Here is a 14,901-nt window from a genome sequence, read left to right on the forward strand (position 1 = left end):
ATTATTTCATCATTAATAATTCTAATTTTTCCAGCGAGCGTTTTGCTTTTTCCATTTTAACGGCATATTCATCGTTTACTTTTTGAACATCGGCGTTACAAAAACTGCAAGTAGTTTCTTCTTCATAAACATAATTATCACATCCATTGCATAATTTAAGTGCTTTGGGTATTCTGGGAACTCTATCTGTAATATCTGATACTGGAATTAAAGGAGTATCATTAGGGGACTGTATTTCTACCATTTCTCCTTTTTCATTTTCTACTATAATTTCAAAAAGTCCCTGGTCAAAAGAAAGCCCTGGTGCTTCTTGTGTTTTTCTTATACGTTCTCTAAGTCCTTTCTTTTTTAATTCTAAAGCACGGTGATGACAAAACGGATTATTCCCTCTCTTACCAAACAGCACGTGGCTTGTCCATGTACAGCCGGCCAAACAAGAAGACTCATAATAGCAGCCTTTACAGCCTCCCCATAATTCTTCTTTATTTCTATATCTGGAAAAAACCATTTCTTCGCTATATTTCCAAATATCTTCGAGTTCCATGTCTTTAACATTTCCTCCTGTATATTCGCTTGTTGGTAATGACGGACAGCCTTTAATTTTACCATCGGCCTCTATACCAATTCCGGTATGTCCTGCTGAACATCCTGTATAATATTTTTCGTTACCCTGTCTCCAGATATGCTCATAAGGTCCAAAGTAACCAATGTTATTTCCTGCTTGTATTAAAACATTATTGGCTAATGCTTTTCTGTATATTACAATAAGGTTATCGTAAAAATCATTTAATTCATAAGGCTGCAATATCAATTCTTCCGAATTATCAACGGCATTTCCCATAGCAACTGCCAATTGTATTTGCCAATTTTTTACACCATTTTTAATCAAAACATCCAATAATTCATTCAGCTCTTTTTTATTGGTTTTTGTAATCACGGTATTTACGCTGGACGGTATATTGTGTTTTTTTAACAGCTGAAGACAATTAATTACATGTTCGAATGAATCTCTTCTTCCTCTTATTTTGTTATGAGTATCAGGCAATCCGTCTATAGAAACACCAATATTTCTGATTCCCGCTTTTTTGGCATCAATGATTCTTTCTTCATTTAAATTGTATGCTCCGGACTGCATGGAACATTCAATTCCGCTTTGACTTATTTTTTCTATTATTTCAAGCCAGTCTTTTCTTAAAAAAGCTTCGCCCCCAATAATCGTAATCTCTCTTGTACCAAGACGTTTAAGACTATCAATAACACCAAAACATTGTTCTGTAGTTAATTCACCAGGCCTTACTTTTCCAGCTCTTGATCCGCAATGCGAGCATTTCAAATTACAGGCTAAAGTAATTTCCCATACTACATGAACCGGAGTGGCTGTTTTATAATCATCTCTTACTCTGTATCGTGTCGAAGTCTTGTCCATCTTAATTTTATTTATGGTTTGATAATTACTTAAAAAACGGTTTAAAAAGTAAAACTTAATAAACCGTCTTTTTTTTTAGATTACTTTCTCAGCGATTCAATTGCTTCTAACAATTCTATCAATGCCGAGCTTAAGTCTCCTTGTTCTCTAACAGTTTGTTTAGCCTGTTCAGCTACTGCCTTCATTTTTTCTAAATCATTTGAAGCGATTGCCTCTCTGATTCCTGCTGCGTAAAGCATTACTACTCCCATAACATTTTATTTTAAGTTATTCCTACTCTTAAGGTTTTTCGGATCCACCCTTGTTTTTGTTAACAAGACAACTCTCTTTTATTTTTTATTTTTTAGAGCATCGATGGCTTCCAGCAATTCTAACAAAGCAGCACTTAGGTCTCCTTGTTCTTTTACTGTTTGTTTTACTTGTTCAGCAACAGCTTCCATCTTGGCTAAATCATTTGAAGCTATAGCTTCTCTGACAGCGGCACCATAAGGCATCATTATTCCCATAGTTGTAATTTTTATATTAATTATTACTTGTTCTGTTGTTTAATTATCAAACCCAAATTGACGTAAAAAAAGTGCCGGCTCGTTTGGATCCAAACAAGTCAAATTACCCATAGTAACCGTTTTACCGTCTTTGTTTTTTCCGGTGATCATGATATTTTTCATCCCTGTCACTAATTTTCCTAAACGATTACCTTCAGTTACTTCAATTCCCATTTCATGAGGTGTACCTGTTCTGGTAGCAATAACATTCCCTGCCCCATTTTCAATTAGCAATATCTCCCCTATTGCTGGCGGTGGAAATGACTGTGTAACTGTAATATCAGTAAGTGGCCCTAGAGTAATATAAGGAGGTATACTTCCTGCATTAATAGCTACAGAGTCTTTCTTATTAAGTGTGATGGTTCTTCCAAATTCTGGTTGGCTACCATTATTTGTGCAATACATCCACGGAGTAGTGAAAGGAGTACCATCTTCTGTCTCTCCTATTGCTACATATCTCTGGTGTATGCCAAGTTTAGGTTTTTGAGTTTGTAAATCAAGATCAAGATTGTAAAATACAGACATCAAAAGTGTACCTACAGCGTAGGTTCCGCTGGCTCCTTCAATAACAGGCCCAACACCTCCACCATTCCAATCTATATAAGGATATACATTTACATTTTTAACTTTTACTGGTATTGCTTGCATAAGAATTAATTTTAGATTCCTACTCATGAGGCTTTTCAGATCCGCCTTCGCTTATTACTGTGTGAAACAGTTCGTTTTTTCTGTGGGTTCTGCTCCACTTTCTAAATTTTGTTGTTTCTCTATAATTTGTCTTTCTCATCTAACGAAGTTTTATAAATCATATCAACTGATTAAGGTTGTCTTATGAGAGATAAATTAGAAACAAATCCTGAAAATAAATGGTGCTGATTTTTATTTTCTATAGTAAAATTACGACAGAAGTAAAGTCCAGAATAAAAAAATGGTATGAGAGGGGGATTATTACGTATGAGAGCCTTAAAAATTAACGCGAGCTATTTTTTTTATAAAACACTCACTATCAGTATTAAAAAAAATTAAATACAATCCAGAAAGTCGCTTATAAAATGAAAAACAAAAAAACTTCGCAAAATTTTATGTTCTAAAGGAATGCTGTTTCTATTAAATTTGTTGTTCATCAGTGAATCTAAAACCTTACTAAATTTCTCCTTTTTTAAGACCTAATTATGGCTCTAATTTATTTTAGACCATCCCTTTTTTACTTGGGTCAGATTACAAATTCATTTTATAGCGATTTATTAGTTAACCCAAAATCCGGGTTATACTTGGTTGATACACCTGAATTATTTGATCTCACGGACTATTTTTAAAGCAGAAAACGAAGTTCAGTGGATACCAATAAGAATAGTCCCCCATGAACTAATGCTTCTGAATTTTAATATAAATATAGAAGGAGTATTAGTTCTTGAAGGAAATTCTAATTGAAGTTAATTTCTAATGCGGATTCCAGGTTTAGGCTCTATAATATCAAAAGGTCATCAGTCTGATTCTTGTTTGCACAACAATGATTCTTAATAATTTCATACGAGGAATAAAGAGCCACTTAGGGAATCTTGGATATTCCAGGTGCTCACTAATCATAATAAAAGTTACAACCAGCATCGCTAAATTGTGCCCTTTGGGTAAAAGCATAGGAAAGAGCATCAATGCCCATCCAGAACCAATGCACCAAACACCGTGAGTAAGCCCAAAAAATAATGAATCCCTAAAGGCCTTCCATCCAAAAGCTGATAGAATTCGATGATCATGACCGAGGTTTAAAAAGCGCTGCTTAATTGGAGAAATCTCCCATACTACTGCAATAACAAACAATCCAAATGCAGGAATATAGGACATAGGTAGTAAAAGGTTAACTCCCATTATTATTTCTATCATAAAAACACCAACAATCATCCATACTAATATATAACCAAACACAAATAATAAAGAACACAAGAAACGATAGCGTTTGAAGCTCTGCTGGTAAATAAACTGAATGGGTAGGATTAATTTAGGAAGCATCATTGCAACCACCATAAGCCCCCAACCAATTAATTGCGACGAAAAAAGCTTCATCTCAAGCAACATCTGAAATGATGTTGCAGAGGGACATGAAGCAAAGACATGGCAGTATTTCATTGCCATAATGTGGCCAGGGTTTACCAAAAGTAATGTCCAGACAAAAATGCTGATAATTACTAAATTAATTGCAATACACTTATTTTGTGAAAGTTTCATATGTCTTTTTTGACTTATTGCCCTGAACGGTAAATTCCTATTCGTTCTACTGTGATTTCATTACCATCGAGAGGGGCATCTTTACTCTTTATTTGAACATCTAGTGAATTAATATCAATGGCACTCTCCAGATGTAATTCGTCAATGATACTTGTGATATTAAATTTAAAAGTAAGTCCTGCACCGCCATGAGCGGTATTTTTCATAGATGCACCAAGGAGTCCAAAAAGGGAAACAGACTTGATAAATGTTTGATTTACATAAACTGAAAGGAAATTGGAGTCACCACCTCCTTTTACACCTTCTAACTGAAGATACACCTCATCAGGGACATTAGAGACAGAAGCTTTTAAAAGACTATTCTTTACTGATTTCCATGCCGTTTTATCCAATTGAACAATAGCTTTGGTTTCTTTATCCTTTAAAGTAATTGAACCACTACTTGCTCCTACTAATTCATTATTTTGTTTATTGGTCATCTTAATTCCTGTTTCTAAATTTGTCGTACCCAGTTTAGTTAATCTAAGAGATAAACTCTTTTTCAAAGAACTCGGTTGAATTGTGTCATAAGAAGTTAAAGAGAGATCGCTATATGTATAAGAATAATAAGACCCGTTATACTTCAAATTATTTGTCGTTTGAACATCTGCAGGTGTGTAATACCAAGCAGTACCCTTTGCATCCAAAGGCATAGCAAATTGTGAATTGCCATTAGCAGTTGGTCCGGCTAGCCAATTTACATCCGAAGGATTGTTGTTTTTTCCTGTTACATTCCAGGCATCCCACATACGATCAATATTAGAATGATGCAAGAAAAATATAGGGTCGAGCCCTGCTGTTGCTGGCACACCCATCAAACCTATTTGTCTCGCGGCATTTTGTCCGCCAACCATACCATGGACAAAATTATGAGGATTCTGCTCAAGATCGCCAGTTTCTGAACCACTATGTGAAAATCCAGTTTCTCCTCCGCCATAAAAATAGCCATTTAAATCACCTGGTCCAAGTTGTGCAGGAGCTGACCCTTCACTGTAAATGGTATCCCATTGGCATTGATCATTTGCTGAATTCTCTCCATTGCCTACTTGTACATTAGGTCCATAACGCTCAGGTACGTACAAAGGATTTGGTGTGTTATCCGGTAAAACAGTAAGTGTAAATGCTGGAGGGATATTCGATTCAATATAGGCAGTAGATTGGCTTAGATAATTCCAATATGGCAATGCCCAGTCCGAAGGACCATTTAATTGAGATATAATTGTACGAAGAATATTTTCGAGTGCTACCAAATAACCCCTGTGCCAAGGAGGAAAAAACCAAGTACCATGCTGGCATTGATCCCAAAAAACAGTTGTTAATGCACTGGATGGAAGCGTACTTAAATTTGCAGCTGCTCCTATGTAGTTAATGTTTATCCAGTTTAGATATTGGTATGGCTTTGGATATAAAGATCCTGGCAATAATAATTGACCGTGGATTGCAGCATAGAACCACCAGCTAGTAGGGTCGCTTATTGGGCGGGATTGCATTACCTTAACAGCTTTTGCATACCAATAAAGGTCGGTATAATTGCCAGACTTATCTATAAATTGCCCACCGTTATTGGCATCCCATGCATTTTTTCTTAAATAAACTAATTGTTTCCAAGTTGTCCCATTATCCCAATTTATTTCAGAATTGTTTCTTGACAGCGTACCTGTTTTATTTCCTCCATCATCCGTAAAGTTTACAGTAATTACTGATGGATTAGAAGTATTAAGAGTACCTTGAAAAGGGCCACGTCCGTTGCCATAAGTGACACTAATGCTAGTTTTAGATCCAGTAATTGTGATTAACACATTTTGTTGATCTACCCATTTTCCAATAAATGAATTCATATTTTAATGATTTAATTATTTGTCTTACTCATAAGGCTTTTCAGATGACACCTTCGCATTTTACTGTGCGAAACAGTTCGTTTTTTAAGTAGGTTCTACTCCACTTTCTAAATTTTGCTGTTTCTCTATAATTTGTATTTCTCACCAAACAAAGTTTTATAAATCATGTCAACTCATGAAGGCTGTCTTACAAGAAATTAATTAGAAACAAATCCTGAAAATAAATGCTGCCAGCTTTTATTTTCTATACTAAAATTACGTCAGAAGTAAAGTCTGGAATAAAAAAATGGTATGAGAGAGGGATTATTAAGTATGAGAGCCTTAAAAATTAACGCAAGCTAATTTTTTCATAAAATACTCATTATCAAAACAAAAACACGATTGTATTTTTTTTGAATAAAATTAGGCCCTGGAGTCTAAAAACACTTCATTTCAATTGTCTTGACAACAATCGAAAATATCGAGAGGTACAAGTAATTTTTGTTACTAAACAATTGTGCAAGATGGATTTAGAGGAAAGGTATCAACATATATTTCTTGTTGGAGTAACTCAATATTTAGGCTGCCATCATCCTCCGTTTTTATGTAATTTGGTTCTGGCAAATACCTTAATTGAAGGTGAGGGTGATACACCGTTTTTCTGCCTTTACGGAAATACGCACACATTACCGAAAAGCTACTATTAGAGCAAACCAGTATGTCAGCTTCAACAAAGGATTTAAAAATAGAATGAATTTGATCATAATTTTTTTCCTCACGATCAGAGCCAAGTACTACTCTGGTATGCTTTCTGTTATTAAACCTTTGTAGAATAGCCTCTGCATTTTGTTTTTCGGTGTAAATATTAAAATGAACCTTCCCTACGCCATACGCTTTTTCTATATGCAAAATAATGTTTTCGTAATAATCCATATCAAACATATACCTCACTGCAAATGGGCTTGTAAAGTGTTCTGGAAATTTTTCTCTATCGTAATCCGTTCCTCTATTAATATGAACGGCAACTTCTATAGGTGATTTGAATTTATTTATTTTTAAAGAGTGGAGTTCATTGAAGTTCTGAGATACTTCTTGTTGAATTTCGGCAAAAATATTCCGAGTCGTTCTTCCTTCCAGATACCATGGTATCGTTTGAAATGGATGAACTCGCAAAGCATTTTCTAAGATTACTAATGTGTCGTTACTGGTTTTAGGTAAAACTTTTTCAAAATATTCTAATAACTCCTCGTAGTCATCAATTCCGCACCACAGAGGGCCTTCAATTCTTACTGTTTTTTTATATTTCGATTTACGCCCTGCTTTTTCTACAACAGGATATTTAAATCCAAGTCCAAAATAATCCAAATAATCGTATGGAGTATGCACATAATTTAAATTCAATAAGCGACCAATAGTAAGACCACCCAATGCGTCTTTCAGTTGATGGCCGTGATTTCCTCCAGAGGTAAATTCGATTGTGAAGTCCATTTTATATTTTTTTGTTTTACGAAAGTTTATTTTACGATCCTCTCTAATAGTTCTACTGATTTGAACATCTCGTTGACATGATCTTCTCCTTCTAAGTACTCATAACCATGCTTTTTTTCTCTACTTATCTCACTCATTCGGTTTACATACCCTTTATGTTTTTTGTATAAATAATCCTTGCCTAAATACTTGTAATGCAATAATTTAAATTCCATTTCTGAGTCTGCAATTGTATTTTCATAAAAAACAGGCTTGCACAAATGAGCCCCGGGTCTGTAGTTAATCTCTTTTATTCTTTTCGGATCAAAAATGATGTGTTTGTCAAATCTATCAGATCTCACGCCATGCTTAACTTGTTCTGTTATCAGCCTTTTATAGTTGGTTGGAAAATCATCACTCATCATATTGTAACCTATTATGGTTGGCATAATTATATTTTGCTGTTTGGCTATTACTAAATTTTCCAGTAAATTTTCATCGTATAAAAATTCATCCATATCACAAACAATTACATAATCTGCGGTACTTCCTTTCCAACAGTTATTTTTTGATTCTGTCAATTTATCTTCGATGAATTCATTTCCCGAATCCAAATATTTAAATGCTACATTTTTATAATTACTTGCTAAACGTATGGAATCATCTGTACTCTGATTATCAATAATGATAATTTTACTGCATATTTTAGAATAATAATTTAAAGTATGCATAATCATTTTTTCTTCATTAAAGCAAAGCAGATAAAGCTCAATAGTAATAGCGCTGTTTTGAATCATAATTTTCTTCGCTTACATTTTATTTGTCCAACCATCATGTTTCATACTCACAAGACATTTGAATCAGTAGTATGAAAAAAAACAAGTCCTGAACCGAGCTGAAATGCTAAAAAATCAGATAGAAAACTCGATAAAATATATTTTGTGAATTGCTGTTTTTTTCTATTTCAAAGCTATAGTGACCTTCTGAATTTAAAAGAAAAATTGTAACAGGAAAAAGAATCTTTGTCATGAGGCAAACAAAACCGGTCATAACTATTCTTTAAAAAAATATTTAGAAAACTGCCGTGAAATTTCAGAAAAACAATTTGACGTTTTTTCCCCGAAAAGAGACTACGCAGCTTTTCTTTATAGAAAGAAAGAAAAAATGGTAGGAGAAGAATCAAAAAAAATAAAATTAGAAAAAAACAACCATCAGCCACCAAAGAATCGGTACACTTTCGACCCAAAAAGAAGTATAATATTTAGATCGTGCCGGGTTTGCAAATAATATAAACAACATCAATACTATTACCATAATAAGATTGATAAAGAGATCATGATAATTAAATGTAGAAATAAAAACTTCCAGGAACCAAAACGGAACCAAAAGTGAAAATCCTAAAATTTTAGTCCGCTTTACGCCGATGGTTTGTGGAACAGTTTGCAAATGGGGGTCATCATTGGCTAAATCTAAAATCTCAAAAACAAGAATTAGAACAAAAACCAATATAAACCGCTGAATACATTTTATAAAGAAATTAGCCGTAAAGGGAATTTCGGCATTTATATAAGGCAAAACCAAAGTAGCGCCTACCCAACAAAGCGCCACAATATAAATTTTTACGCCCGCCCAATTTCTGGCATTTTTACGATTTGGAAAAAACGGGAGTGTATAAAGAGCTGTTATGGCAAATATTCCGAATGAAACTATTTGAGTAATGCGTTTCAGTTGAAAAAAATAATAACCAATTAAAATCACCGAAATCAAACTCAGAAAAGCAATAATTTTTAACTGATTTCCTATCGGTTTTTTTTTCACCCGAACCAAAGCATCATATTTGACAAAATTATATCCTACGATTGTACCGAAAAAAACAAATAAAGCTATCGTTTCATCGTATTGAGTATGAAATACATGAAACGTAATCCGAACCAAAGCATAACACGACAAAGCCACATGAATACTGCTGTTGAGGTAAAAATCAAATATCAGTTTAAACAGTTTCATCTCTTAAATCTAATCAATTATTAACAAATCAACTCATTAGTTGAAAATTTCACAAAAATTGAAGTTAAAAATACCCATTAAATTATTAATAATACTTAATTTTGCGCCACAAAAAAACAACACATTTACTGTAAAATGTAATAAACCTGGTGTAACACTTGATTAAAATCAAAAATACGCTTTGCAAATTACATTTCTTTTTAAAAAAAAATAGATAGCTACAAATGAAAACAGATGCTTTTGCTTTAAGACACATTGGCCCAAGAGAAACAGATCTTCAACACATGTTAAAGACTATTGGAGTGGAATCAATTGAACAACTTGTTTACGAAACCCTTCCGGATGATATCCGTCTAAAAGCACCTTTAAACTTAGATCCGGCAATGACCGAATATGAATTTTCGAACCATATTCAGCAATTAGGAAACAAAAATAAAATTTTCAAAACCTACATCGGTTTAGGTTACAATCAGGCAATTGTTCCTGCTGTAATTCAGCGTAACGTTTTTGAAAACCCGGGATGGTATACGGCTTACACGCCTTACCAGGCAGAAATTGCTCAAGGTCGTCTTGAAGCTATTTTGAATTTTCAAACCACGGTTATCGAGTTAACCGGAATGGAAATTGCCAATGCCTCTTTATTGGATGAAGGAACTGCTGCTGCCGAAGCTATGGCTTTGTTACTGGACGTTCGTTCTCGTGATCAAAAGAAAAACAATGTAAATAAATTTTTTGTTTCAGAAGAGATTCTTCCTCAGACACTTTCTGTTTTACAAACTCGTGCAACTCCAATTGGCGTTGAATTAGTAGTTGGAAACCACGAAACTTTTGACTTTTCAACAGAATTCTTCGGGGCTATTTTACAATACCCTGGAAAATACGGACAAGTTTACGATTATACATCATTTATAGAAAAAGCGGCTGCAAGCGAAATAAAAGTTGCCGTTGCTGCTGATATTTTAAGCTTGGCAAAATTAACCCCTCCCGGAGAAATGGGAGCTGCAGTTGTGGTGGGAACAACACAACGTTTCGGAATACCGTTAGGTTACGGAGGCCCACACGCGGCTTATTTTGCAACAAAAGACGAATACAAACGCAGTATGCCGGGACGTATTATTGGTGTTACTATTGATACCAACGGAAACCGCGCTTTACGTATGGCATTGCAAACACGTGAACAACACATCAAACGTGATAAAGCAACTTCAAACATTTGTACGGCACAGGTATTATTGTCTGTAATGGCGGGAATGTACGCTGTTTACCACGGACCAAAAGGTTTGCAATATATTGCTGATAAAGTACACGCATCTGCTGCAACTTTGGCAAACGAATTAAAAAAATTAGGCGTAGAGCAAATCAACTCTGCTTTCTTTGACACTATTTTAGTGAAAGCTGATGCTAAAAAAGTAAAAGCAGTTGCAGAAGCAAACGAAGTAAACTTTTACTATGTTGATGAAAATACCATTTCAATTTCGCTAAACGAAACTACAAGTATTACTGACTTAAATCAGATTCTTAGTATTTTCGCTTCCGCAAAAGAGACTCAGGCAAGTACAATTTCTGAATTAACAGAAACAAATCATTACCCGGATTCAGTAAACAGAACTTCTGCTTTCTTAGAGCATGATGTTTTCAACAAATACCATTCGGAAACTGCTTTGATGCGTTACATCAAAATGTTAGAGCGTAAAGATTTAGCATTAAATCACTCGATGATTTCGTTAGGTTCTTGTACCATGAAACTGAACGCCGCTGCAGAAATGTTGCCGTTAAGCAACCCGAACTGGAACAACATTCACCCTTTTGCCCCGCTTGACCAGGCGCAAGGCTATCAGGAAATGTTGAAAAAATTAGAAGAGCAATTAAACGTAATTACTGGTTTTGCCGGAACTACTTTACAGCCTAATTCTGGTGCACAAGGAGAATATGCCGGACTTATGGTTATTCGTGCGTACCATCAGTCCCGTGGAGACGATCACAGAAATATTGCTTTGATTCCTTCATCAGCACACGGAACCAATCCAGCTTCGGCAGCAATGGCAGGAATGAAAGTCGTAGTTACCAAAACTCTGGAAAACGGAAATATCGATGTTGAAGATTTACGTGAAAAAGCGATTCTTCACAAAGACAATTTATCATGTTTGATGGTGACTTACCCATCAACACATGGAGTTTTTGAAAGTGCTATTCAGGAAATTACAAAAATTATCCACGATAATGGTGGACAAGTATATATGGATGGGGCGAACATGAACGCTCAGGTTGGATTAACAAATCCGGCAACAATTGGCGCTGACGTTTGTCACTTAAATTTACACAAAACATTCGCAATTCCTCACGGTGGCGGAGGTCCGGGTGTTGGCCCTATTTGTGTGGCACCGCAATTAGTTCCTTTCTTGCCAGGAAATCCGGTAATTCCAACAGGAGGAGAAACTGCCATAACCGCTATTTCTGCTGCTCCCTGGGGATCAGCTTTAGTATGTTTGATCTCTTACGGATACATTTCGATGTTAGGAGCTGAAGGTTTAAAAAGTGCTACAGAACATGCAATTTTAAATGCCAACTATGTCAAAGAAAAATTAAACGGCCATTACGATACTTTATATTCCGGAGAAATGGGCCGTGCCGCTCACGAAATGATTTTAGAATGTCGTCCGTTCAAACAAAAAGGAATCGAAGTTACCGATATTGCAAAACGTTTAATGGATTATGGTTTCCACGCACCAACAGTTTCTTTCCCGGTTGCAGGAACTTTAATGATTGAACCAACTGAAAGTGAAAACTTAGAAGAATTAGATCGTTTTTGTGATGCCATGATTTCGATCAGAAAAGAAATTGAAGCTGCAACAATCGAAGACAGCAATAATGTATTGAAAAATTCTCCTCATACTTTAGCGATGCTAACTTCTGAGACCTGGGAATTTCCATACACAAGAGAACAAGCCGCTTTCCCATTAGAATATATCGCCGAAAATAAATTCTGGCCTTCAGTTCGCAGAGCCGACGATGCTTTTGGAGACAGAAATTTAGTTTGTAGCTGTGCTCCTATTGAAGCTTACATGGAAAACTAAGAAATAGTTTTCTTTAAAATAAATCCAAACCCGACAAAGTAGTTGTATAAACCTGTCGGGTTTTCTATTTTAGTTGGTTTTGTTTCAGGTTTCAGGTTCGAGCATAACCTGAAACCTAAAACTAAATGCTGTCGGGCTATCCAGGCTGCTCCGGTAGCTTCCTCTTATTTCAATGTCATTAAGTTAAGCTTTTTTAGTCGTCACTTCGATCATTTTAATCTGTCCAATCTGTCGCATTGCTTTTAAAACCTCCCTCTTTGTGAATCTTCTTTTTTATCTTCATCAACAAAAACTTTCGTGAATCTTCGTAAAAAAAAATTACAGCCCACTTTCATTTCAAACGTTTGAAATCTCTGTAAAATCCAAAATTCATTAAAAAATAAACAATATATTTAGTAAAAATTTATTATTTGATAATTATATGCATGCATAGTATTTTTTATGATAGTTATCATAATTTTATTTATAATTTAGCAATAAATTTATCTGAATAATTAAGGAATAATGAAAATAAAGATAATAGGCATCGGAAGTTACATTCCTAATAAAGAAGTTAGTAATACAGACTTTGACAAACATGTTTTTTTGAATGATGACGGGACTCCTTTTGGATACCCAAACGAGGTGGTAATTAAAAAATTTAAAGGAATAACAGGTATCGAAAACCGTCGTTATGCCGAAGACCATCACACTACATCTGACTTAGCTTTTTTTGCTGCCAAAAAGGCAATCGAAAACGCTAATATCAATAAAGAATCTTTAGATTATATCATTTTCGCTCATAATTTTGGCGACGTAAAATCAGGCACTCATCAGTCGGATATGATTCCGAGTTTAGCTACCCGTGTTAAAAACAAACTGGATATTAAAAATCCAAAATGTGTGGCATACGATATTCTTTTTGGATGTCCAGGATGGATTGAAGGCGTTTTGCAGGCCAATGCTTTTATTAAATCAGGCATGGCAAAAAGAGTTTTGGTAATCGGAGCCGAAACTTTATCAAGAGTTGTTGACGACCATGATCGTGATTCTATGATTTATTCTGATGGTGCTGGTGCTTCCATATTAGAAGCTTCTGATGACGAAACTGGTATGTTGTCATACGAAAGCGCAACTTTTGCTAATGACGAAGCTAACTATTTATACTTCGGAAAATCATACAATCCAGACTTAGACCCAGACATTAAATACATCAAAATGTACGGTCGTAAAATATACGAATTTGCGTTGAGTCAGGTGCCTTGTGCCATGAAAAGCTGTTTAGACAAAAGCGGAATTGCTATTGATGATGTCAAAAAAATACTGATTCATCAAGCTAACGAAAAAATGGACGAAGCGATTATTGCCCGTTTTTACAAGTTATACGAAAAAACACCTCCCGAAAACATCATGCCTATGAGCATTCATGACTTGGGTAATAGCAGCGTTGCAACTGTACCAACTTTATATGATCTTTTACTTCAGGGAAAATTAGAAAATCACGAAATCAACAAAGGCGATGTGGTTATTTTTGCTTCAGTTGGAGCAGGAATGAACGTTAATGCATTTGTTTATCGATATTAAAAGTCGCAGTATTCAGTCACAGTTTACAGTCGCAGTATTCAAAGTCTACCAAACTGATCACTGCGACTGAAAACTAAAAAGTCCGCATCCTAAAATGCGGACTTTTTAGTATATTTGCGACCTAATATAAAATCAAGAACGAGCGATTGCTTCGTTCCTCTCAACGAATATGTACGAAAAAACGTTTCCAAATAAAAGATTCAGACTTACTTTAGAATTTTTACAAAAGCATATCAAAACTTCTGAAACAATCCTTGACTTAGGAGTTGAAAATCCGTTTTCGAAAATCATGAAGGAAGCTGGTTATTCAGTTAAAAATACAACTGGAGAGGATTTAGATTTAGATCAAACTGTTTTAAAAACTGACAATCAGAATGTGGTAACTGCTTTTGAAATCTTTGAACATTTATTAAATCCGTTCACGATTTTAAATGAAATAAAATCAGACAAACTTTTAATTTCAATCCCGATGCGTTTGTGGTTTTCACCGGCATATCGTTCTAAAACAGACATGTGGGACAGACATTACCACGAATTTGAAGACTGGCAGTTAGACTGGCTTTTAGAAAAAACAGGCTGGAAAATCATCGACAGGCAAAAATGGACCAATCCTGTAAAGAAATTTGGTATCCGTCCACTCTTGCGTAGTTTCACCAATCGATACTATATTGTTTACGCAGAAAAAATTAAGATTTAAGATTGTAGATTAACGAATGCTGATTTGTGATTGTGATAATGGA

12 protein-coding genes are annotated in these 14,901 nt (G+C 35.0%); 3 read left to right on the plus strand and 9 right to left on the minus strand.

Features of this window, described 5'->3' with window-relative positions; all coding sequences use genetic code 11:
* Position 1: 1 nt before the first annotated feature.
* The 9 genes from J2W48_RS05080 to J2W48_RS05120 all read right to left on the minus strand — a co-directional run bounded on the left by J2W48_RS05080 (position 2) and on the right by J2W48_RS05120 (position 9,524).
* Entirely contained in the window at positions 2-1,426 is a 1,425-nt protein-coding gene (locus tag J2W48_RS05080; protein ID WP_310278968.1) for a radical SAM/SPASM domain-containing protein, read from the minus strand.
* Between the two features lie 80 nt (positions 1,427-1,506).
* Positions 1,507-1,677: a DUF1843 domain-containing protein gene (locus tag J2W48_RS05085; protein ID WP_310278973.1), complete on the minus strand. Its 171-nt coding sequence runs from the start codon at positions 1,675-1,677 to the stop codon at positions 1,507-1,509.
* 78 nt (positions 1,678-1,755) lie between these two features.
* Positions 1,756-1,932, minus strand: coding sequence for a DUF1843 domain-containing protein (locus J2W48_RS05090; protein ID WP_310278976.1), 177 nt, complete (start codon positions 1,930-1,932; stop codon positions 1,756-1,758).
* Between the two features lie 39 nt (positions 1,933-1,971).
* Positions 1,972-2,619, minus strand: a complete 648-nt coding sequence (locus J2W48_RS05095; protein ID WP_310278979.1) for a hypothetical protein — start codon at positions 2,617-2,619, stop codon at positions 1,972-1,974.
* Positions 2,620-3,444: 825 nt separating this feature from the next.
* A complete protein-coding gene (locus J2W48_RS05100; RefSeq protein ID WP_310278980.1) occupies positions 3,445-4,194 on the minus strand; it encodes a copper chaperone in 750 nt (249 codons plus the stop codon).
* A gap of 14 nt (positions 4,195-4,208) precedes the next feature.
* Positions 4,209-6,071 (minus strand): tyrosinase family protein, encoded by a 1,863-nt coding sequence (locus tag J2W48_RS05105; RefSeq protein WP_310278983.1) that lies wholly within the window; start codon positions 6,069-6,071, stop codon positions 4,209-4,211.
* Between the two features lie 486 nt (positions 6,072-6,557).
* Positions 6,558-7,538, minus strand: a complete 981-nt coding sequence (locus tag J2W48_RS05110) for a hypothetical protein (protein WP_310278986.1) — start codon at positions 7,536-7,538, stop codon at positions 6,558-6,560.
* A gap of 26 nt (positions 7,539-7,564) precedes the next feature.
* Complete coding sequence (locus J2W48_RS05115; protein WP_310278989.1) at positions 7,565-8,314, minus strand: glycosyltransferase family 2 protein; 750 nt, start codon at positions 8,312-8,314, stop codon at positions 7,565-7,567.
* A 397-nt stretch (positions 8,315-8,711) separates the two neighbouring features.
* Positions 8,712-9,524 (minus strand): hypothetical protein, encoded by an 813-nt coding sequence (locus tag J2W48_RS05120; RefSeq protein ID WP_310278992.1) that lies wholly within the window; start codon positions 9,522-9,524, stop codon positions 8,712-8,714.
* 224 nt (positions 9,525-9,748) lie between these two features.
* Between J2W48_RS05120 and gcvP the strand changes: the two genes are divergently transcribed.
* From gcvP to J2W48_RS05135, 3 genes are all read left to right on the plus strand, one after another.
* Positions 9,749-12,598, plus strand: a complete 2,850-nt coding sequence (gene gcvP / locus J2W48_RS05125; protein WP_310278994.1) for an aminomethyl-transferring glycine dehydrogenase — start codon at positions 9,749-9,751, stop codon at positions 12,596-12,598.
* Between the two features lie 504 nt (positions 12,599-13,102).
* Positions 13,103-14,161 carry a 3-oxoacyl-ACP synthase III family protein gene (locus J2W48_RS05130; RefSeq protein ID WP_310278997.1) on the plus strand — a complete coding sequence of 353 codons (1,059 nt, stop codon included), beginning with the start codon at positions 13,103-13,105 and terminating at the stop codon, positions 14,159-14,161.
* A 169-nt stretch (positions 14,162-14,330) separates the two neighbouring features.
* Entirely contained in the window at positions 14,331-14,858 is a 528-nt protein-coding gene (locus tag J2W48_RS05135; RefSeq protein WP_310278998.1) for a methyltransferase, read from the plus strand.
* Positions 14,859-14,901: the final 43 nt, after the last annotated feature.

Source organism: Flavobacterium piscis (assembly GCF_031457575.1).
GTDB lineage: Bacteria > Bacteroidota > Bacteroidia > Flavobacteriales > Flavobacteriaceae > Flavobacterium > Flavobacterium piscis_A.